27 protein-coding genes are annotated in these 19,978 nt (G+C 45.0%); 12 read left to right on the forward strand and 15 right to left on the reverse strand.

Annotation, left to right across the window (positions count from 1 at the left end):
• The first annotated feature begins 93 nt into the window (after window positions 1-93).
• Window positions 94-855, forward strand: coding sequence for a potassium channel family protein (locus KW93_RS09990; protein WP_033542864.1), 762 nt, complete (start codon window positions 94-96; stop codon window positions 853-855).
• Window positions 856-1,097: 242 nt separating this feature from the next.
• Here the strand turns inward: KW93_RS09990 and KW93_RS09995 are convergent, their stop codons facing one another.
• Window positions 1,098-1,361, reverse strand: coding sequence for a hypothetical protein (locus KW93_RS09995; protein ID WP_033542865.1), 264 nt, complete (start codon window positions 1,359-1,361; stop codon window positions 1,098-1,100).
• Window positions 1,362-1,544: 183 nt separating this feature from the next.
• Between KW93_RS09995 and KW93_RS10000 the strand changes: the two genes are divergently transcribed.
• Both KW93_RS10000 and KW93_RS10005 read left to right on the forward strand, forming a co-directional pair.
• Entirely contained in the window at window positions 1,545-1,979 is a 435-nt protein-coding gene (locus tag KW93_RS10000; protein WP_033542866.1) for a DUF4181 domain-containing protein, read from the forward strand.
• A 78-nt stretch (window positions 1,980-2,057) separates the two neighbouring features.
• Window positions 2,058-2,537, forward strand: coding sequence for a DinB family protein (locus tag KW93_RS10005; protein ID WP_033542867.1), 480 nt, complete (start codon window positions 2,058-2,060; stop codon window positions 2,535-2,537).
• A gap of 45 nt (window positions 2,538-2,582) precedes the next feature.
• Here the strand turns inward: KW93_RS10005 and KW93_RS10010 are convergent, their stop codons facing one another.
• Window positions 2,583-2,969 (reverse strand): VOC family protein, encoded by a 387-nt coding sequence (locus tag KW93_RS10010; protein ID WP_033542868.1) that lies wholly within the window; start codon window positions 2,967-2,969, stop codon window positions 2,583-2,585.
• A 104-nt stretch (window positions 2,970-3,073) separates the two neighbouring features.
• Window positions 3,074-3,340, reverse strand: coding sequence for a hypothetical protein (locus KW93_RS10015; protein ID WP_033542869.1), 267 nt, complete (start codon window positions 3,338-3,340; stop codon window positions 3,074-3,076).
• Window positions 3,341-3,477: 137 nt separating this feature from the next.
• Between KW93_RS10015 and KW93_RS10020 the strand changes: the two genes are divergently transcribed.
• Window positions 3,478-4,308 (forward strand): glycerophosphodiester phosphodiesterase, encoded by an 831-nt coding sequence (locus KW93_RS10020; protein ID WP_235318398.1) that lies wholly within the window; start codon window positions 3,478-3,480, stop codon window positions 4,306-4,308.
• Between the two features lie 45 nt (window positions 4,309-4,353).
• Here the strand turns inward: KW93_RS10020 and KW93_RS10025 are convergent, their stop codons facing one another.
• Window positions 4,354-4,695, reverse strand: a complete 342-nt coding sequence (locus KW93_RS10025) for a hypothetical protein (RefSeq protein WP_033542871.1) — start codon at window positions 4,693-4,695, stop codon at window positions 4,354-4,356.
• Between the two features lie 214 nt (window positions 4,696-4,909).
• Between KW93_RS10025 and KW93_RS10030 the strand changes: the two genes are divergently transcribed.
• The 3 genes from KW93_RS10030 to KW93_RS10040 are packed head-to-tail and all read left to right on the forward strand — an operon-like array spanning window position 4,910 to window position 7,798.
• Window positions 4,910-5,509, forward strand: coding sequence for a hypothetical protein (locus tag KW93_RS10030; RefSeq protein WP_033542872.1), 600 nt, complete (start codon window positions 4,910-4,912; stop codon window positions 5,507-5,509).
• A gap of 59 nt (window positions 5,510-5,568) precedes the next feature.
• On the forward strand, window positions 5,569-6,543 hold the full coding sequence (locus tag KW93_RS10035) for a dipeptidase (RefSeq protein ID WP_033542873.1): 975 nt from the start codon (window positions 5,569-5,571) through the stop codon (window positions 6,541-6,543).
• Window positions 6,544-6,571: 28 nt separating this feature from the next.
• Window positions 6,572-7,798, forward strand: coding sequence for a DUF819 family protein (locus KW93_RS10040; protein ID WP_033542874.1), 1,227 nt, complete (start codon window positions 6,572-6,574; stop codon window positions 7,796-7,798).
• 85 nt (window positions 7,799-7,883) lie between these two features.
• Here the strand turns inward: KW93_RS10040 and KW93_RS10045 are convergent, their stop codons facing one another.
• From KW93_RS10045 to KW93_RS10065, 6 genes are all read right to left on the reverse strand, one after another.
• Complete coding sequence (locus KW93_RS10045; RefSeq protein WP_052131553.1) at window positions 7,884-8,678, reverse strand: ion transporter; 795 nt, start codon at window positions 8,676-8,678, stop codon at window positions 7,884-7,886.
• Between the two features lie 260 nt (window positions 8,679-8,938).
• A complete protein-coding gene (locus KW93_RS10050; RefSeq protein ID WP_033542876.1) occupies window positions 8,939-9,655 on the reverse strand; it encodes a 3-ketoacyl-ACP reductase in 717 nt (238 codons plus the stop codon).
• Window positions 9,656-9,799: 144 nt separating this feature from the next.
• The gene (locus KW93_RS10055; RefSeq protein ID WP_033542877.1) at window positions 9,800-10,159 is read right to left on the reverse strand and encodes a YciI family protein; all 360 of its coding nucleotides are present in this window, start codon (window positions 10,157-10,159) and stop codon (window positions 9,800-9,802) included.
• Between the two features lie 70 nt (window positions 10,160-10,229).
• A complete protein-coding gene (locus KW93_RS10060) occupies window positions 10,230-10,526 on the reverse strand; it encodes a DUF4190 domain-containing protein (RefSeq protein WP_033542878.1) in 297 nt (98 codons plus the stop codon).
• A 132-nt stretch (window positions 10,527-10,658) separates the two neighbouring features.
• Window positions 10,659-10,826, reverse strand: a complete 168-nt coding sequence (locus tag KW93_RS17465) for a hypothetical protein (RefSeq protein WP_161787037.1) — start codon at window positions 10,824-10,826, stop codon at window positions 10,659-10,661.
• A gap of 16 nt (window positions 10,827-10,842) precedes the next feature.
• Window positions 10,843-11,208 (reverse strand): PH domain-containing protein, encoded by a 366-nt coding sequence (locus KW93_RS10065; RefSeq protein WP_033542879.1) that lies wholly within the window; start codon window positions 11,206-11,208, stop codon window positions 10,843-10,845.
• Between the two features lie 288 nt (window positions 11,209-11,496).
• Between KW93_RS10065 and KW93_RS10070 the strand changes: the two genes are divergently transcribed.
• The 3 genes from KW93_RS10070 to KW93_RS10080 all read left to right on the forward strand — a co-directional run bounded on the left by KW93_RS10070 (window position 11,497) and on the right by KW93_RS10080 (window position 14,371).
• Window positions 11,497-12,150: a hypothetical protein gene (locus KW93_RS10070; RefSeq protein ID WP_033542880.1), complete on the forward strand. Its 654-nt coding sequence runs from the start codon at window positions 11,497-11,499 to the stop codon at window positions 12,148-12,150.
• Window positions 12,151-12,210: 60 nt separating this feature from the next.
• A complete protein-coding gene (locus KW93_RS10075; RefSeq protein WP_033542881.1) occupies window positions 12,211-12,873 on the forward strand; it encodes a hypothetical protein in 663 nt (220 codons plus the stop codon).
• Window positions 12,874-13,153: 280 nt separating this feature from the next.
• On the forward strand, window positions 13,154-14,371 hold the full coding sequence (locus tag KW93_RS10080) for an aminotransferase-like domain-containing protein (protein WP_033542882.1): 1,218 nt from the start codon (window positions 13,154-13,156) through the stop codon (window positions 14,369-14,371).
• Window positions 14,372-14,615: 244 nt separating this feature from the next.
• Here the strand turns inward: KW93_RS10080 and KW93_RS10085 are convergent, their stop codons facing one another.
• On the reverse strand, window positions 14,616-15,605 hold the full coding sequence (locus tag KW93_RS10085; RefSeq protein WP_052131554.1) for an alpha/beta hydrolase: 990 nt from the start codon (window positions 15,603-15,605) through the stop codon (window positions 14,616-14,618).
• 490 nt (window positions 15,606-16,095) lie between these two features.
• A complete protein-coding gene (locus tag KW93_RS10090) occupies window positions 16,096-16,581 on the reverse strand; it encodes a DUF2975 domain-containing protein (RefSeq protein WP_033542883.1) in 486 nt (161 codons plus the stop codon).
• Window positions 16,582-16,644: 63 nt separating this feature from the next.
• On the opposite strand from KW93_RS10090, the gene KW93_RS17320 reads away from it, so the two are divergent.
• On the forward strand, window positions 16,645-16,983 hold the full coding sequence (locus KW93_RS17320; RefSeq protein ID WP_152602443.1) for a hypothetical protein: 339 nt from the start codon (window positions 16,645-16,647) through the stop codon (window positions 16,981-16,983).
• A gap of 142 nt (window positions 16,984-17,125) precedes the next feature.
• Here KW93_RS17320 and KW93_RS10095 read toward each other — a convergent pair whose 3' ends face one another.
• On the reverse strand, window positions 17,126-17,614 hold the full coding sequence (locus tag KW93_RS10095) for a DUF2975 domain-containing protein (RefSeq protein WP_033542884.1): 489 nt from the start codon (window positions 17,612-17,614) through the stop codon (window positions 17,126-17,128).
• Window positions 17,615-17,763: 149 nt separating this feature from the next.
• Between KW93_RS10095 and KW93_RS16960 the strand changes: the two genes are divergently transcribed.
• Entirely contained in the window at window positions 17,764-18,432 is a 669-nt protein-coding gene (locus KW93_RS16960; RefSeq protein ID WP_052131555.1) for a hypothetical protein, read from the forward strand.
• A gap of 77 nt (window positions 18,433-18,509) precedes the next feature.
• Here the strand turns inward: KW93_RS16960 and KW93_RS10105 are convergent, their stop codons facing one another.
• Together KW93_RS10105 and KW93_RS10110 are read right to left on the reverse strand one after the other, a co-directional pair.
• Window positions 18,510-18,938, reverse strand: coding sequence for a hypothetical protein (locus tag KW93_RS10105; RefSeq protein WP_033542885.1), 429 nt, complete (start codon window positions 18,936-18,938; stop codon window positions 18,510-18,512).
• 155 nt (window positions 18,939-19,093) lie between these two features.
• On the reverse strand, window positions 19,094-19,780 hold the full coding sequence (locus KW93_RS10110) for a hypothetical protein (RefSeq protein ID WP_033542886.1): 687 nt from the start codon (window positions 19,778-19,780) through the stop codon (window positions 19,094-19,096).
• Window positions 19,781-19,978 lie beyond the last annotated feature (198 nt).

A 19,978-nucleotide genomic window follows, 5' to 3' on the forward strand; every position in this document is an offset into this window, starting at 1 on the left:
TGCTTCAAGCAATATGATTGAAGAAAAACACAGCCTGTTGTGAAAAAGATGTATTTCCTGTACATAATCTAATTTTAAATGAGGAGTAAATTGATGAAAAAAAGTCTTATCCTATATGAAAGTGTTATGTTCATCCTGATCCTGATATCTCTGTTTTTTGCTTTTTCCACCAATGAAAATTTTATAAGAATAGATTGGGCGATCTGGGTGGTATTTGTTCTGGATTACTTGATCCGGGTCAGTCGTTCTGAAAATAAATGGACCTATATTAAGCAGCATCCTTTTGAACTGATTGGAATCATTCCGTTAGATTCGATTTTTAGAGCTGCCCGTATAGTAAGGGTTTTCCGCGTAATCCGGTTAATCGGCATCGGTACGCGCTATTCTGCCCCAGTGTATAAACTGCTCAAAACAAATGGTTTGGATAAAGTACTGATTGTTGCTTTGATTCTTTTATTTCTTGTCCCGATTCCCATCGTTTTTCTTGAACCTTCAATAGATACATTCGCAGATGCATTGTGGTGGGCAATCGTAACGACCACTACCGTCGGCTATGGTGATATTTCTCCGGAAACACCGGTCGGACGTATTCTGGCCATCATCCTTATGCTGATCGGTATCGGAATCATCGGTACGCTGACTTCCGCAATCACGAGTTTTTTCAATGAAAAAGAGCCTGAAAATCATGGGAAACAGCTTTTGAATATACTTCGGACAATTGAGGAAGTTGATGTTTTGAATAAAGAAGACATCGAGTTGATCAATCTATATCTAAAGAGAAAACAAGCAGGAAATGAAAAGAAGTTAAAAGAAAAAGCAGAAGCGCAAGTTCATGATTCACATGTATTGAGGTAAAGGTTCGAATAGCCACCCTCATATATAAGAGAAAGCCCATTACTGGCCGCAAAACGGGAGGGGCTGTGACCTTGCCAACAGCATTCTCCACCCTGCGACCGTTCATCTTTTAAACGGGGGAGAAGTGGATACAAGAGATTTGAATCCGTTATGCAGTAGGAAAATTCAACATTCATTTGGAGTATCCAACATGAAGTTGAGCGTATTCCGCAAAAGCCAGCTGACCTGACTTTAAAATCAGGTCAATATAAAAGGAAATAAATAACAAGCAGAAGCCCCATCATTACGAAGGAACGAATCCACAGGAAAGCCTCACTGACGCCATTTTTCTTCTCGAGGGTATAAATATAGTGGATGACAAATGAAATGCCTAATACGGACATGGCGTACCCCATCGGATCCATTACTATGGTAAGCAGTTTGAAGATGCCGGCTGTCGCAAACAGCAAACCAGCCATACCTAAAATCATGGGAATTGTAATGACGTTCTTCTTTTTCTCCTGCATGGTGACCTCCTGGAATTTGAAATCTGAGTGTGGAAATTCTTCGCAATAAAATGCGCTGATCTGTTTAAAAGGAGGAGCAAAATTATCCTGCTTTCACATAACCTCTTCATTTTACATGATATTCCGAATTTTTATGATGAAATTTAGAAAAATCTCAAATAAGGTGTAAGGGGTAGTTATTGTATGATTGATCAAATCAGCGATCCGAATTTTGCATGGAAACTGATCGTGATACTCGCCATTTTCATTTTCCTGTCAATAGTGTTCAATGCAGTTGCAAGGAAGTTGCTGAACGTGGAGAAGCAGAAATTTTTTTCCTTCAAACACATAAATGACAAGCACAAAAAGTTTGATTGGACCATCCGTACTCTTGGGGTGGTCAGTATAATTATAGGCTATGCCATAAATATAACCCGACCGCCTTCGGAATGGTTCTGGTTCTTGCATCCCTGGGTTATTCTGATTTTGTTCCTGATCATTTCCCAGTTAGGAAAAGCGATTATGGAACGGAAGTATGCAGAAAATCCCAATTTGTATAAAGTGACAGTCGGTGAAACCGTCTTTATCGGTATCTTCTTATTTTCACTCTATTGGACTGACTTCTGGGGATTTGGATAAGAAGGGACCTGTTTTCTTTAGAATAAATCAGCGCGGAATAAAGACTGACTTCAAATCATAAATCAACGGAGGTCCCACATGAAAATGCTGTTTCATTATAATTGGCAAGTCAGAGAAGAATGGTATAGGTGGTGCGAAGGGGTCAGCGAAGAAGAGCTGCTGAAAAAACGGACCGGCGGCGTCGGCAGCATCCTCGAGACGCTGTTTCATATTATAGACACCGAATGGAGCTGGCTGCGCGTACTGGAAGGTAAAGACGATTTTCAGGAAAAATTCGGGAAATACAGCAGCCTCGAAAAAGTGCGCGAACTGGATGCCAAATTCCACGAGGAAGTCGAGGCGTTCGTTAACAACTGGGAAGACAGCATGGAAGACAGGGAACTCGTATCAATTGGCAAAGACGGCACGAAGTATGTCGACGAATGGGGCGAAGTGATGCGGCACGTCATTGCGCATGAAATCCATCACATCGGCCAGTTGTCCATCTGGTCACGGGAACTTGGACGGGAGCCGGTTTCCGCCGATCTGCTCGGCCGCGGCCTCAGTAAAGCAGAATGAATAACACTAAACGCCTGGACAGAAAAGCTGTCCAGGCGTTTTCAATCATTGATTCGGCTGCATCACTGCAAAATAATTCCCTTCATCGTCAGCGAAATTGAAGCTTCGGCCGACGCCCATGTCGACCAGTTCACCGGTCGTCACGCCGCGTTCCTTGAAATCTGCGTACAGGCTTTCAACATCTTCCGTATAAAACATCAGCGACGGCGTACCAAGATCCAGTTCCGGTGACATTTTCGAAACCACTCCCTTGTCGTGCAGCACAATCGTCGTAGCCGAATCTCCCGACGGCGCAATTTCAATCCAGCGGATCCCCATTTCCTCTGAACCTCCGTCAAAAATCACTGAAAAACCGGCTTTCTCCGTCCAAAACTTCACTGCTTTGTCCTGATCATCCACATACACCATCACTTGCCCCAATTTACTTATCAAGCCCATCACTCCCTTGCGGATTTTGTTTTATTATACTGCTGGCACTGAAATAAAGAAAAGGCCGGGACAGAAAATATCCTGTCCCGGCACCGGTATGACTGATGCTAATGGCGAAGCGCCTGCTGCGCCCGGTAAATGTCTTCTTTTGCGACGAAAAAATCATACTGGGTCGTATCCACAATCGATTTGCGGACGAACTGGTCAATGGCGTGAACGGAAGTATCGTAAATGCTGGCAGTCAGTTTTAATTTTGCCTCGTAGCTGATGCCTGCGGCGCTCAAGCGGCTTGCCGCCTGGTAATAACTTTCGGTGCCAAAAGCAGTATACACGCAGTGCTTCTTCTTGAAAAACAGCCACCGGATCAATCCCATTCCGTCCAACTCCTCTCTCATTTCCGCTAATCTCTAACTGATAATACGGAAGGGGATGGAAAATGTTTCAAAACATCATTCTCGATGTTTTCGCCCCCTGATTGTACTATTATTGGAGAGCATACTATTTTTCATTTATTCCAAATCTGGCGTACGGCAAAGTGGAGGGCATGTCATTGAATCCAAGTAAAATATTGAATATCGCACACCGGGGTGCTTCGGGCTATGCACCGGAACATACCCTGGCTGCATACGAGCTGGGAGAAAAGATGAAAGGTGATTATATAGAAGTTGATCTGCAAATGACAAAAGATGGGATATTGATCGCTATGCATGATGAAAAAGTGGACAGGACCACTGATGGCACAGGCTTCGTCAAAGACATGACCCTGGCGGAGATCAAAGGGCTGGATGCCGGTTCCTGGTTCAATGCAGCGTATCCGGAAAAAGCGAAGCCTGAATATGCGGGACTGACAGTGCCGACGCTGGAAGAAGTCATTGAAAGATTCGGCACAGGGTCCTGCTACTATATTGAAACGAAGGCTCCCGAAATATATCCGGGAATGGAGCGGGAGTTACTGTATGTGCTGAAAAAACATAAATTGACCGGACAAAATGCGCCACCCGGCAAAGTGCTGGTGCAATCTTTCAGTGCACCCAGTCTGTTGAAAATGCATGAACTCGATCCAGCCATCCCATTGATCCAATTGATTATCTATTCGGAGCCTGCAACAATTTCCGAAACAGAGATTCAGGCGATCAAAGAATACGCAATGGGCGTCGGCGCCAGGTATACAAGAATTGATCGGAATTATATGGAGAAAGTCCGGAAAAATGATTTAATGATTCACCCGTATACTGTAAATGCCAAAGCTGACATGGAACGATTACTTGACTGGGGCGCAACTGGCATATTTACAAACTTCCCTGATCTTTTAAATGAAGTGCTGGAAAATCGCAAAAGTTAAACCCGGGAAGCATGGGCTCTCCGGGTTCTTCCGTATCTAAATTGTTTACAGTGCCGATTCTTCCTCCGGAGTACCCAGCCGGTCCGTCAGAGTCCTGTAAATATCATCAAAGTGCTGTTCTTCATAAAACATCTCGGTATAGGATGCTGATCGGATGATCGCTTCCTTATCGACTTTCACCACTTCGATCTGAACCGAGTTGCTTTTGCCGGTTTCGTCGATTTCACGCCGCTTTTCCTTCGCAAACGCATCCACATCGCGCGGCTCGTACTGCCGGAACGTCTCCACCACTTCATTAAAAACCGTCATCGTATCTTCCTGGCTGTTGAACAGCCAAAAATAATCCTTTTTCGCGCTCGACAAGTGCAGGTTCAATTGATAATGCATGAATTGTCCTCCTTTGGGAATAAAATCGGTAGCGTCGGTATCTTGTTCTATACCCGATTCTGGAGAAGGAAACCTTTTAGACAGTTTCGTTAAATAAAATGGGTTATCCGTGAGACATCCTCTGCAATCAAATGAGATAGAATTAGAAACTCTCAGAAAAATGGCTATAATGAAACTATGCATACATAAAATATCCACGAAAGGATGCTGACCCATGAAATCCGTATGGAAAATCATTTATTTCACGGTTGCAGTCGCTTTATTCGCAGGATGTGCAGACGAAACTGCCCTGGAAACGGTGCCCGATACGACAGATAACGCGGCGGAAGAAACTGCAACTGATTCTTCATCAACCGATTCAGAAGATGAAAAAGATACGGAGGAATCAGGTTCCGGGGAAGACGCCACATCTGAAGAAGCTTCCGGCTCCGGCCTCGACGCCTACTCCAGCGAAGAAATCGAATACGCACGCGTGTGGCTGCAGCTCGGGCCTAACCAGGATATCGATGGCCTGTACGTGAAGAAAATTCCTTTGGGCACGCCGCTCAATCCGGACGATGAAACGAGCGCCGAATATCCGGAAGACGTCATCCAGCTGGCGGGCTCGCGCCTGGTCGACGGCTCCGTAACTTACAGCGGCAACGGAGATGGCACGGTCAATGTATACAAGGTTCCGCTGCGCTGGGATGGTGAATATCCGGCAGGCGAAGACTTTTACAAGTCGCTCATCGTCGATACGGAATTGGTGACGATTGATGTCGGGGAAGATGAAGAAGTCATCCGGCTGATCGAATTGCTGGAAATTGAGGACTAACAGCCGCACAAAAGGGAAACAATACTATAGTTGAAGCATGAGAGAGAGGAGAAAGAGAGATGAAAGTAGTGGATCTGCATTCCGACCTGTTTACCGATATTGCGTGGCGGAAGAAACGAGGCGAAACCCGTGTATTCGACAGGCTGCATTATCCCCGGCTGAAAGCGGGGGGAATTGATACGATTATTTGCGTATTCTGGGTGGAGCCCCAGTTCAAGGAACAGCCGCTGGAGCGTATCCGGGAAATTTACCGTTACGTCATGGACGATTTTGCGCAGTCGAAACATGTCAACCTGTGCAAGTTCACAGGCCATTTCATAGAAGCCCGACAAGCGGACAAAATCAATATCGTGCTGGGGCTCGAAAGCATCAGTTTTCTGGAAACGGACAAAATGGAATTGGTGGAGCGGTTCGATGAAATGGATGAAAAAGGCATTGACCATATGATCCTGGTGTGGAATGAAACGAATGCTTTTGCCAGCGGCACGGGAGCGGCAACACCGGCGCGGACGCCTGGTTTGACGAAATGGGGAGAAGAGGCGGTGCGTGAAGCCGAGCGCCTGAACTGGCTGGTCGATGTTTCGCATCTGGATGAAAAATCATTTTGGGACCTCTATTACCACAGCGAAGAGCCCATTATCGCCTCACACAGCAATGCCCGCGCAATTTGCGACCATGAGCGGAATTTGACGGATGATCAATTGGAAGCGATTGCTTCAAAAGAAGGCATTGTCGGACTCAACGCGTATTGGCAATTTGTTGATCCACAGAATCCGACCGTCGACCGGTTCATCGACCACGCTGTCCATATCGCTGACCGCATTGGCGTCGACTCAGTGGGCTTCGGTTTTGATTTCCTGGATTATCTTGAGCCTTATGATTTTGGTGCCGGTCCAACCGGCACGACGCGCGGGCTTGAAGATGTCACCAAAATTCCTGCGCTATTGGAGCGCATGTCCAAACGCGGTTTTACCGACGATGAAATTGAAGCCATCAGTTACGGCAATGCCATGCGGATAATCAAGAGAAAATGATTGTTGCATAGACAAGGAGGAAGTTGATATGGAAAATTCGCTGATCAAACCGGATGACCTCGTTACACTTTGGGGCATCATTGTTATCGTCGCTGCCATGAGTATCGTACTGGAACAGAAATACAGCTGGGCAGGAAAGCTGTCCGGCGCCGTCATCGCGCTCATTTCAGCCATCATCTTATCTAATACGGGCATCATCCCGACGGCGTCGCCTGTTTACGACGCCATCTGGGCGTTCATCATTCCGCTGGCGATCCCGCTGCTGTTATTCCATGTGAATTTCAAGAAAATCTGGCAGGAAAGCGGACGCATGCTGCTCATCTTCCTGATCAGTTCCGTCGGGACGATTGCCGGAACGATTGTCAGTTTCTTCTTATTGAAAGACACCATTCCGTTTCTCGACCGGATCGGGGGGATGATGAGTGCCTCTTATGTGGGAGGTGGCGTCAACTTCGCGGCCATGACGGCCAAATTCGATGCGCCGGAAGATCTGGTGTCTGCGGCGGTCGTTGCCGATAACCTGATGATGGCGCTTGTCATTGTCACGCTCATGGCGATTCCGACGTTCCGGTTTTTCAGAAAACGGTATCCGCATCCGCATGTGCTGCAAGTGGAGAAGGATTCGGCAGCAAACGGCGGTAAAACGAATGCCGAAAGTTTTTGGAAACGCCAGGACATCTCTTTGAAGGACATCGCATTATCGCTGGGTACGGCATTTCTGCTGTTCGTCCTGGCAACGAAAATCTCTGGATTTTTCGCAGGCGTCATCCCGTCCGGCGACGATGTGAATTTTGGATGGAACCTGCTCAGCGGTTTGTTCGGAGATCTGTATCTGATCCTGACGACGCTGACGTTCTTGGCGCTGGCCTTTTTCCCGCGCTATTTCGACAGCATCAACGGCAGCCAGGAACTCGGTACGTTCCTGATTTACCTGTTCTTCGTGGTCATCGGGATCCCGGCGTCGATTCCGCTGATCATTCAAAATGCGCCGCTGCTGCTGGTATTCGTCGCCATCATCGTCATCATTAACCTGCTGATTTCACTGACAGCCGGCAAACTCCTGAAATATGATCTCGAAGAAATCCTGCTGGTCGTCAATGCGAATGTCGGCGGACCGACAACAGCTGCCGCCATGGCCATCGCCAAAGGCTGGAAAGAACTTATCGGTCCGGTGCTTGTCGTCGGCACGATCGGCTACGTCATCGGCAACTATATCGGCACGACGCTCGGTTTATGGTTTGCGACGTTCATGTAGGGTTTATTCGAATAAAATCATAAAAGCCTTTCCAACATTTTCGTTGGAAAGGCTTTTGTTTTTCTGCATCCGCCAGAGAACGCTTTTATTTCCGGTCGACCAGCGTCTGCAGCATCGTTTTCAGCTCGGCCACTTCGTTCCGGAGCTCATCGATTTCCGATAATTCATCTTTGATGTCTGCCGTTTCCGCATCGATTTCCTCTGTTATCTTCTGGGCGTTATTGACGATTTCCCCGACGATCAGGTTGATCATGAGGAAAGTCGAAATGACGATGAAGGAAACGAAATACAGCCAGGACCACGGGATTTCTTCAAAAATCGGCCGGAACACGCCGCTTGCCCAGGATTCCAGTGTGAACACCTGGAACAGGGTGATGAACGACAGTCCGAGATTACCGAAATACTCCGGTTCAACCGAAGCGTAGAAGAACGTTCCAATCACCGCATACACATAGAAAATGATCGACATCAGCAGGATGACACTGGTGATGGTCGGGATGGCCATGAACAAAGCGGCCACCACACGCCGCAGTGACGGAATCGTGGTGATGGTCCGCAATACCCGCAGCACACGGAAAATCCGAAGGACGCTTATGTATGGGGAGTTGTAGAGAATCAGGCTGCCGACGACGATGATGAAGTCGAAATTATTCCAGCCGTTCCGGAAAAAACTGGTGCGGTACAGATACAGTTTGATCAGGATTTCCACGGTGAACAACCCGAGAATGACGAAATCGAGCGCCAACAGCCAGGAACTGTACTCGGCAGCGAATTCCGGATACGTCTCAAGGCCGACGAGGATGGCGTTGATAATAATCAGGACCGTGATGAAATTGGTGACTCTTCTGCCTTCCATGATTTGAATCATACGTTCTTTCATAACTTGAGCAACGACTCCTAGCATTTTTATTGCAGGTTATAAACTCCTGTTGCCAGGAAAGAGGGACCTGTCAATTCCTCAAACAACCTGTATTATAGCACGGGCTATAGAGCCGGGTTAACGCATAACCCCTTCCGAAACAATCAAAAGTGACAGAAATAAAACAATCAAAAAAACACCTCCGGCTCAGGCACAACCCGAAAGTGTGCCGACCCGAAGGTGTCAGGTGATTCAAAGATGTTCAGTCAGTCCTGTTACTTTTACGGATTCGTCGACCAAAGACCAGCCGATTTCAACAGCACGCGCGGATGCAATTTCAGCTGGGCGACCATCACTTCAGCCAAATCTTCCGGCTGCATGACTTTGTCCGGGTTGCCGTCCGTCAGGTTCTCAGAAAACGCCAGTTCAGTGGCGACCGTGCTCGGTGTCAACGCGCTGACGCGGATATTGTGCTTTCTGACTTCCAGCATCAACGATTCTGTCAGACCGAGAACGCCGAATTTTGAAGCGCTGTAGGCACTTGTTACCGGCGCACCTTTTTGCCCGGCAGTCGATGAGATGTTGATGATGTCGCCGGATTCGCGCTCAATCATCTGCGGCAATACTGCGCGCGTCACATAATAGACGCCCATCAGGTTCGTGTCGATGATGCCTTTCCATTGTTCAGGCGACAGTTCCAGGAACTTGCCGAATTTGCCGATGCCGGCGTTGTTGATCAGGATATCAATCGGCCCAAGCTCTGCCGTAATATGTTCAACTGCTGAATTGACCGCGTCCATGTCCGCAACGTCAGCTGCAGCGAAGACCGTTTTCACGCCGTACTGCTCAAGTTCGGCAGCCACTTTCTCCAAATTCTCTGCCGTGCGTCCAACCAGCCCGACATTGATCCCTTCCGCTGCAAAAGCGATGGCCGTTGCGCGTCCGATGCCTTTGCCGGCGCCTGTGATGATTGCGTTTTTACCTGATAAGTTCTGCATATGAATCGCTCCTTCTATCTAAACAGTTTCTTTCCATTCATCAGTGTAGCAAAAGAGGGAGGGGAAAATCCAAGTGGAGGGCTTGGGGGAAATAAAAAAAGAATAGTTTGATTAAACTATTCTTTGCCAGCCCTTATGTGAAATTCAAAGAATCCCCAATTCTTTCTGGTGCTTGTGCTTGATGTTGATATATTCCTGTCCATACTTAGGATTGAGGTTTTCGAACTTGCTCATACGGAAACCCCATTCCTTGAGTGAGAAAGTGAAGATGCCGTTTTTAACAGCGGGATCATTCTCAGCGAAAGCGAGGGCATCTTCTTCAGTTTCTGAATCCAGTACAACCGCGCCGCCTGAAAAATCCATGAACGGACCGGCGAGTATGATGTCTCCCTTATCAAACGCCTGCTGCACATATACAGCATGTTCAGGCATAAATGGCTGGTTATGCAGAGCGACATCCGTTTTCCAGTTCGGACCCTGTGCCAATAAAATCAAGAACCTCAAGTCATTTCCTCCTAAAAATGGTATGAAGAGCGAAAGGATGCCCAGCGTTAAAGAAAAGATCGAATTGCTGTCAGTAAAAAATGTTCAGCTGAATTCCGATCATCCTGAAAATGCCACCCAAACTCACCATGGAAAACAGCATAAGAAGACCCAGCACACTGCAGATCAACCCGGCATATGCCCGTCGGGTACCGGCTTCACCGGATACCGCAATCTCTTTTTTCGCTCGCCAGAAAAACAGTATTCCAGTAAATCCGAATATCAAAGTGAAAAAGGGGAAGAAGATGGAGAAAATACCAAACAGCAAAGATGCTGAAGCGTAATGGTTTGTCCCGGCTTTCCCGCTTGTCTGCATTTGTTCAACCATAGTCATCCCTCCAGAATTTCGATTTGTCAGTGCAAGTAAAACCTATTCCATCCATTATACCAATGATATCCATTTTTTGTTGCATAAATTTTAATTATTTCGTCAATTCTTTTGAGACGTCTACTTGAACGCTCACCCAACCGTCATTATAAAAGCAGTCCCGCAGCAAACCACAATCGCAACCGAAAGCCCCAAATAATTTTTACTCGCATTTGGCCGTTTTTTCATTTCCTTAAAGAAGGTGATAAGTCCGTATAGAACCCCAACCAGATAAAGGATGGGCAATAGCAATGATTCCAATGATTTCTCCCCCTGTTTACAAAATCGCTTCCGCAATCAATTTATCCAGTTTGCGGATATCCACTTTCCGCGCCAGATTCAATTTAAAACGGCCAAGTGTCGTCCACAGCTCGAGCTCCGTATTCAAATCGAACGTGCCGGCGTTTTCCGACGAGTACATGATGATCGACTTAAACGGAATCGTGTAGACTTCGACTTTCTTGCCGGTCAAGCCCTGCTTATCGGAGATGATGATTCGTTTGTTCGTCACCACGGCCGTATCGCGTACCGTTTTATAAGCAATCTGCGCCACTTCTCCCGGAACCAGCAGCTCATTCACCGAACTCGGCACATCGATTTCCTGCGTGAATGTCCACGCGAGCATCGCATTTAATCCAGACATAAAAAATCCCCCTTTTTTCGTATATGCCTTCAGTATGGCATAACTTGGAAGGAGGGGGAAGAGGAATTGCCATCGACTTAAACTTGCATTTTTTTCTCAAAAAACAAAAGATTAGGAATCAAAAATTAATGATAATTTTATTACAATAAATAGTAATATTGGTAATAATATAATGTGTCTAGTATAATTTCACATTGAAAGCTTAGCATCTGCAGAATCAATGATGGATAAAAAGTGATTTTTTCACAGTTTATTCATAGGAGATCACAACATGAGGAGGACGAAAGAATGATTAAGAAATGGTTTGCAGCAGGAACGGTCGGTTTAGCATTAACGTTGGGGGCTTGCGGTTCGGATACGGCCGAGGTCAACGAAGAAAAGAAACCGGCAACAGCTTCTGAAAGCACGGAGGAAACTGCGGAAGAAGGCAGCGCAATGGCAGAGGAGCCTGCAGAGGAAGAGGCAGCTGAAAAGTCGGAAGCAGGAAAACGTTCAAATCCGGTAGCGGTTGGTGAAACGAAGTCTGTGGAAGTTTCTATTTATGACAACGAATCCAACGAATTCAAAGGTCAAGCGGAAATCACTGTCAATTCTGTCACACGCGGCGATGAAGCATGGGAGGAAATCTTAAGCACCAACGAATTCAACGAAGAACCGGGAGAAGGCCAGGAATATTTGATGGCGGATGTATCGGTAACTTTACTTGAAGCGGAAACAGAGGATTATGCCTGGTTTATGGATGGCATGTACTTTGACTTCATCGGCAGCGACGGCTCGCCGTACGAATGGACCTCTGCCGTGGTGGAACCGGAATTGAGCGGTGATATTTTTGCTGGTGGTTCCCTGCAAGGAAAAGTTACGAATATGGTAAATGAAGGCGATACTGTTCTTATGGTATTCGAAGACAGTAACTTTGATAATATCTTTTTTGCTACTGAATAATTAAGGCGCATCCAGAATTTATAACGGCAAAGACCCATTAAAAGACAGAAGGAGATTACTATGAGAAAATTTGCAATGATATTGGCGGCAAGTGGATTGGCACTGGCAGCCTGCTCGAGCGATAACGCATCTGAAACAGAACCGAAGGAAGAAACAGTTAATACAGAAGAGGCAGCAAAAGAATCTGAAACTGCTGAAGCAACAAAGTCCGCTGAAGAAGGAGAAGGCGTCAATGTCGATAAAGGCCTTTTCAATGTCGAAGTGACGATTCCGGCATCATTCTTTGAAGGTGAAGATCCGGAGCAGGCAGCGGCAGACGCGGAGGCAGAAGGTGTTGGGGAAGCGACCGTCAATGAGGACGGCTCTGTGACATACAAAATGTCAAAAGCACGTCATAAAGAATTAATGGAAGAGCTTGCAACAAGTATGGAAGAAGCGAAAAACGAAATCACCGAATCCGGTGACTTCCCGTCAATCCAGTCAATCGAATCGTCCAAGAACTACGATAACTTCACTGTAAACGTCGACCGTGAAGCCTACGAAAACAGCTTTGACGGTTTTGCGACCATGACACTTGGCATGATCGGCTCTTACTATCAAATCTATGACGGTGCAGATGCAGACAGCTTCGAAGTCGTTATTGAAATGGCAGACGCCGCAACAGGCGAAGTATTCGATACAATCACTTATCCCGAAGCTCTCGAAGAAATGGGAGAAGAGTAAAATATAAGAGGACAAAAAGCCCGCAGCGATGGTAGTGCCTCCACAAAGTTAGATTTCGAAACTAACTTTTGGGGTTCATCACCGCTGTGGGCTTTTTCTAATTTGAAGAAATGACAGGAAGAATTTAGGATTAGATATTATTAGTACAAAAAGAGGATGCACTGGTGTTTTCCTTTCGATTCAAAAGCTTGTACAATTGGAAGAATAGTAAATTATGCTTCTTTCATAATTACTGTATACCAATATTAAGAAGACGCGTTCTTAGATGGAGGATTATATGATGCAAAATAAATATGCAAGAAGAGCCAATGCGCTGGAGCCATCCCAAATGCGCTTAATCTTATCTTCTTCGGAACGGCCTGAATTGATTTCGTTTGCTGGCGGGCTTCCTGCCTCTGAATTGTTTCCTATTGAAGAATTAAAAGCGGCGAGCCAGGCGGTACTGACGGATCACGGAGCTTCGTCTCTTCAATACAGCTCAACGGTGGGATCCATTCCACTTCGAAAAGCGGTAATGGAAAGAATGGAAGCCATTGGAATCCAAACAGAATTAGAGCAAGTGATGATTACATCCGGTTCCCAGCAGGCAATTGACCTGACAGGAAGAGTATTTCTTGACGAAGGAGATACCGTCATCTGCGAAAGCCCGACTTATCTTGCGGCAATCAATGCCTTTAACGTCTACCATGCAAACATCGTAGACGTGGAAATGGATGAAGACGGCATGAAGATGGATGCATTGGAAAAATGCCTTCAGCAAAATCCGCAGGCTAAATTTATTTATACGATTCCCGATTTTCAGAATCCGACTGGCAGAACACTCAAACTTGAAAGAAGAAAACGGATGATTAAACTCGCCAATCAATTCGATGTGTTGATCCTGGAAGACAATCCGTACGGAGCAATCCGTTTTTCAGGAACACCAATTCCTCCCATCAAACAATTTGATACAGAAGGGCGAGTCATTTACCTTAGCAGTTTTTCAAAAATATTTGCACCTGGACTGCGATTGGGCTGGATTTGTGCAGATAAAGTAATACTCGAAAAGTACGCAGGTTTTAAGGAATCGGCTGATATGCATTCCGACGGCCTTGCACAGCGTATTACAGCGAAGTATATGGAACTGTACGATCTGGATGGCCATATTGAAACCATTCAATCCGTTTATCGGGAAAGATGTGCAGCCATGTTGGACTGCATCGACAAATATTTCCCAGGAAATATCTCCTGCAGCAAGCCCGATGGCGGATTGTTCATTTGGGTAGAGCTTCCTGATTCAATAAATGCCGGCGACGTCGCGTTGAAGTGTCTGGAAAATAACGTGGCTTTTGTACCCGGGGCACCTTTTTACGTGAGAGGAGCACAAAAAAATACGATGCGGCTGAACTTCTCCAATTCAAATCCGGAACAGATCGAAGAAGGCATGAAGCGCATTGGTGAAGTGCTGCACCGTGAATTCCAGTTGGTGAATGAATCGATTGAAGAATTAGTGAAATAATACGTTCCAACATTAGCGTGGAAACAGGCAAACCCCCGCAGCTTTTTCCGAAAAGCTGCGGGGGTTCTTTTATTTGGATTGGATCAGTTCTCGAGAATAGCGAACTTAGTGCTGAACAACGGCACGGTCATTTGCTCAAGCGGTTGCAGCAGGACTTATGCGGGGACATGTTTTGGTTAGTAGTGACTATGGCTTAAATGACTACTGGACAAATCCAGTTGAATACGACCCATCTCCATGTCGATTAATGATCAAACTGGTCGTCTTTGAGTTTGGAATCATTTTCAAGTTCACTTAAAAAGTTTAGGATTGCTGTTTTCATTTGGCCTACACCTGGCTGTTCTATCGGAAGATGGCCAGCTCCTTCTAAAATCACGCACCTTTTCCTGCCTTGCAGCCGTTTATAAAAAGGTTTGCTTAAATACAATGGGGTCATGGGATCTATTTCAGGATGGATAAGCAATACTGGACAAACATCAAAATCTTCAGGTTTGATGATTGGACTCATGTTTAAAAAGGTTCTCAGAAATCGAATGGGAATTTTAGTCCCTGCCGCTCGAGGATCGTTTATGATCAGGCTTGTCAGCTCAACGTTATTTGTAATTAACTTCATCCTGGATACTTGAGAAACGGAAAGCCGAACCGAATCCAATACAAAAGGGAAACTATCCATCATGGCTTTGCCCAAGCGGCTAATCAGTTTATTTGGAGCAATTTGATCACGAACTTTGGGATCACTTGTGTCCACAAAGGTCGTTACAATTAAACCTTCCACTTGTTTACTCATACTGGCTGTATGATAGGCCAGCATACCGCCAATGCTGGCTCCCAATAAAACAATCGGTTTACCATCTCGCTCGAATTCCTGTTTGATAAACTCCGTCATTATGTTAATCCAATCAGAGTAATCCATGGATTTTAAGGACCTCGAGTAACTAAGGCCGTAAGGAGGGAGGTCTGGCGACACGACATCGTATCCCTGTATTTGAAGCATCCTTCCATAGGGTGCCAGTAATCTGCCATTTCCACCTCCACCATGAATTAATACAATTTTAATTGTCGAATCTGGAGCAGTCATGCGATCCAAATGGATGCGAAAATCATTCCAAACCCACCATTCTTCAAGGGGCAGGTTTGTTTCATTTAATTGCATTTCTTCAGGAAAGAATTTCTGATATTTCTTCCAATACATTTCAGTTTCATTGTATGTTATATCTTCAGAGTAAGAATTCATTCATTTTCCTCCAAACCATATTGTATTGGTATTGTTTCTTATAATACATGGTGCTGGAAACGTTTATCTGTGTTACTGTTCAGTTTACCTATCAATAGAAGGAAAGCAATAAAAGCCTTTTAAGGTCTCAAGATTCCTTCCAATTTGCACTTCTTTATGTGGGGGGAGTTGGAAACAGAGTTTGCAACTCAGGATTTATCGACAGCCTGTAAAACCTCTTTCCATAGTGAAAGAGGTTTTTCGTTATTAATTACAAAATCGCTTCCGCAATCACTCGATCCAGCTTCCGGATATCCACTTTCTTCGCCGAGTTCAATTTGAACCTGCCGCTTAGTCTGCGCATCATCACTCGGCAAATATTTAGTTCGACAGGATTTGTCTGAATCCTCTTTCTGAAAACAAGCTGCTTTCGTGCGTGAAAAAGAGAGGGAGACTCCATTTGAAAATGAAAAAAAGCTCCCTCAAAAGATAGGAGCTTACAAATCTTCAGCTAAACAAGCATGTCCTTATGGGATTTTGACCCGACCGCGTCCTTCACCAGCTTTTGCAGCAAATCGGCAACAACCGCAATGGTAATGGAGGCTAAAACACCGAGGGCCCCGAGCATAATGATGAGTGTGATTTCACCGTCCATAAACATAAACGCAGCCACTTCGCCCAGGACTATAAAAGCGATGATCGTGTTAGCGCAGTAGTAAATGACCTTCAGCGCCTTGGCCGAAAAAGTTGACCTCACTTCGTTCCTCTCAATATAGTTCAATAATTTGAAAGCCTGAAACAAAGCGATAAAAAATGGAATGAAGAAGATATAAGCCGCTATCAAAAACGGATATTGCAGTGGAGCCGTCCCTGGATTCAGCGCCGTATTGTCAGCGGCAATCCCCGGTAAAAAAAATGCACAAAACACAAGAATCCCAGCTGCAATAAGCAATAGAACCACTTTCATCAAGAGGGTAGGAGTTCTTTTGGCTTTCATGGAACACACTCCGTTCATTCTAGTTAACCTTAATTTATCGGAATATTCCATAAACATCAACATTTGAACGGCAGAAACCGAAAGAAATATTTTAATTACTCACCAAAAACTGCAGATTTATTTGAGGAAGCAACAGGTTTAAAGAATGGAGGAGTTTCTTCAGAATTTATAGCTAAACATTCATTTCCTGAAGTTATTCCAAGTGCTGCTCAAATCCCAATTCATAAGTATATTACTTCTTTAACGGGAATTGAAAATGACAATTTACACTCTCCACCCGAAGAAATTGAATCATTTATTCACTCAAATCATAATAAGCTTAAAGAATTCAGCAATGGATCAACAAACTTTCGTCAGTTGATAATGATATATGATAAGAAAAAATATAAAAGCACCTCATAGGGCCGAATTCTAAAATGGACTCTTCCTATGAAGTGCTAATCTATTTCATTATTTTGGTAAAGACAAGTAGAGAACAGTGCCTTATCATACTTTTATTTGCAGTGCCTGGCACTACTTGCCTCAATCCCGATGAGGGCCGTAGTTAAACAATCAAATCATTCTCCGACTTGAGTCGCATCGCATCCCGCACCAGCTTCTGCAGCAGACTCGCAAACAGTGCAACGGCCGCGGAGCCGATGGTGATGAGCACGCCCAGCGTGATGATATGCGTGATGTCTTCACCCCGGATCAGCGCAACCGTCGCGAGCTCTCCTAGCACGATGAACACAATAATCGCGAGCGCGCAATTCCGGATCGTCTTCAGCGCCTTCAACGAAACATCGGAGAACGCTTTGCCCTGGTCAATAAGCGTCAGCAGCCTGAACGTCTGATACAGCGCGATGAAAAAAGGCGTGAAGAAGATGTAGGCCGCAATCAGAAACGGATACTGGAGGTAAGCCGTCTCCGGATGCAGCTTGGCATCCATCGCAGCCATCCCCGGCAGGCCGAATATGCACAAGGTAAGCGCCACACCGGTCACAAACAACAGCACGGCTTTCAAAAAGAGTGTCGAAGCACGTTTAAGTGTCATGGGAGTCACTCCGTTCAGGGTTTTATTACGTTGAATATAGCATGATATTTATTGATTATCAATAAATAAATGTTGAAAAAGAGTTGTTTTGTTTTACTAAGTTCTTCTATTGATATACTTAAAATAGAAGAAATGAGGAGGAAGAGAATTTGACACTGAGATCTACATTAACTATTAATCAATCAGAAATGGACTCTAGAGAAAAAAAGATGGACAGGCAATCAATTAAAGAGCTATTGATAGAACCAATTACAAAGGATGGGAAGCCATACAAAAAATATCCAACAGGATGGAAATTGGATAAAGATAAGGCAAGTAAAAGACACTCTAACATCCTAAGTGGGGGTATATATTTCTTCTGGTGGCAGCCGGAAGACAAGGATAATGACCCACTAATGAATAAATTAGGTGAAAGAGGGTTCAATTTTAAAGGAAGAAAGATAAAGGGCCCACTTCTAGATGAAAAATCGGCTCATGAAAAAATTGAAGTAAAACTTACGGAAAAATGGATTGAATCTTATAATGGTCTGATTCCACTATATGTTGGGAAAAGCTCAGAAAGTATGTTTACCCGTATTTCACAACATTTGCAAATTACTCATCCTGAATTCAAAGTTAAAAATACATCCAACCAATTGCGTCGAGGAATTAAAGAATTGTTCGATGGAGAAAAAAATATAGTTGAATTAATGGTCAACAATATCCACTTCAGTTATATCCCATTGCATGGACCTGAGAATTCGGTAGATCGCTTCTACATGGAAAATTATTTCATAGGAAAGTTACGCCCAGTTTTAAATTTGGATGTAGAACGATAAAATACTCATAAATTACAATGGCTCAGCCTTCATTTCTATCGAAGACTGAGCCATTGTAATTTAACTAAAACACCGACTCACTTAGACAACGTTTCAGTCGCAAAATCAAACTCATACGTTTCAACTTCATAAGTCTGCACCTCATTATCTATTACCGTATCATCCCGAGGTATGACGTTAATGGTGACATTCTCGTCGTCCGTCCATACCACATCGAAATAATCGATACTGGGCATACGAATTTCCTCTAAAACCACAAAATCCTCCAGCAGACTTCCATATTCACCGTAGTATATCCGCAGGGAATGAAACATGGGTCTCCCGCTGGCGTGCAATCCGACATTGTCTTCTTTAGACATTTCCTGGATCTCGATAATATTCTTCTGGTTCGGGGAAACGCTGGTTTTGATGGAAAAGCTGCTCTTGATTTCAGCTTCATCAGACTGACAGCCGAATAAAAGCAGTACAGTAAAAAGCAAAAGGAATGCAATAAGCCTTCTGGTCATTTAAAGCTCTCTCCCTGCATCTTGCAAAAATTTATTAAGTAAAAGGTAATTCTACTAATGAAACGCTGCGGCAAGAGGGAAGTTCCCATTCCCGTGACAGATACATGCTAAACGCAAATGAATTAAAAAACCCGCGCAACACGCGCGGGTCTCGCTCACTCAATTGACTCCAAAGAAGACGTAACCGTAAATTCTTCTCCATCTTCCTCACTGATAAATTCACGTTTCACTTCACCGTAGCCTTCAATGAAATGCCATCTGTTGGTGGAGTTTTCCGCTCTGCTCTCAAGCACGATGGCGTCTTCGAACGTTTCATAAGGCGTTTTGACCGTCGCGCCCGTTTGGACTACGGTCCGGTCATCCAGCGTATTGCCTTCTTCGAGCGGAAACTCCAGATAAGTGGAGATCGTCTCCAATGCTTCCAGCTCTTCGAGAGTTGGGTTGTACTCATCGAAAAACTCAGGTTCTTCTTTGACCAGATCCACCCGGTCATCCGACAGGCGATAGACCTTCAGCATGACCGTGCCGCCGTTATCTTCGTAAAGCGCCACATAATCCTCCATTAAATGTTCCGTCCGTATCGCAAGGGTGGCAAACTCATTGCCATCACCTTCGTATTGCGCCGTCGTGCCGTCATCCATGAAAAATGCCAGAGGATCGATTTCGTCACCGCCCGGTTCTTCCACCTGTTCCGCCTGCTCCACATCTTCCGGATCTTCATCCGTCACATTGGTATCGGAACCCGGAGGAATCTGCACTGCCGGTTCTTCCGGCTCGTCTCCGCCACAGCCCGCCAGCAGCAGCACCAACGCCAGACTTCCTGCGCCAAGTAAATGTTTCATATCTACACCCCTTCCTATATTCCTGTTACTTCTATTTACCATTTATTTATGGATAAAATCAGAAATTTATCCATAACAATAAAACAATTGGTAAGGGGGAGAGATCTGTTTTAACAGGCACTATTACATGTTGGAAGGGATATTGGGAAAATAAGAAATGAAGCACAATTGGTTTTTAACTGGAAAAAAGGTATAATT

Origin of the sequence: Planococcus sp. CAU13 (genome assembly GCF_000775575.1) — a bacterium.
Taxonomy (GTDB): Bacteria; Bacillota; Bacilli; order Bacillales_A; family Planococcaceae; genus Planococcus.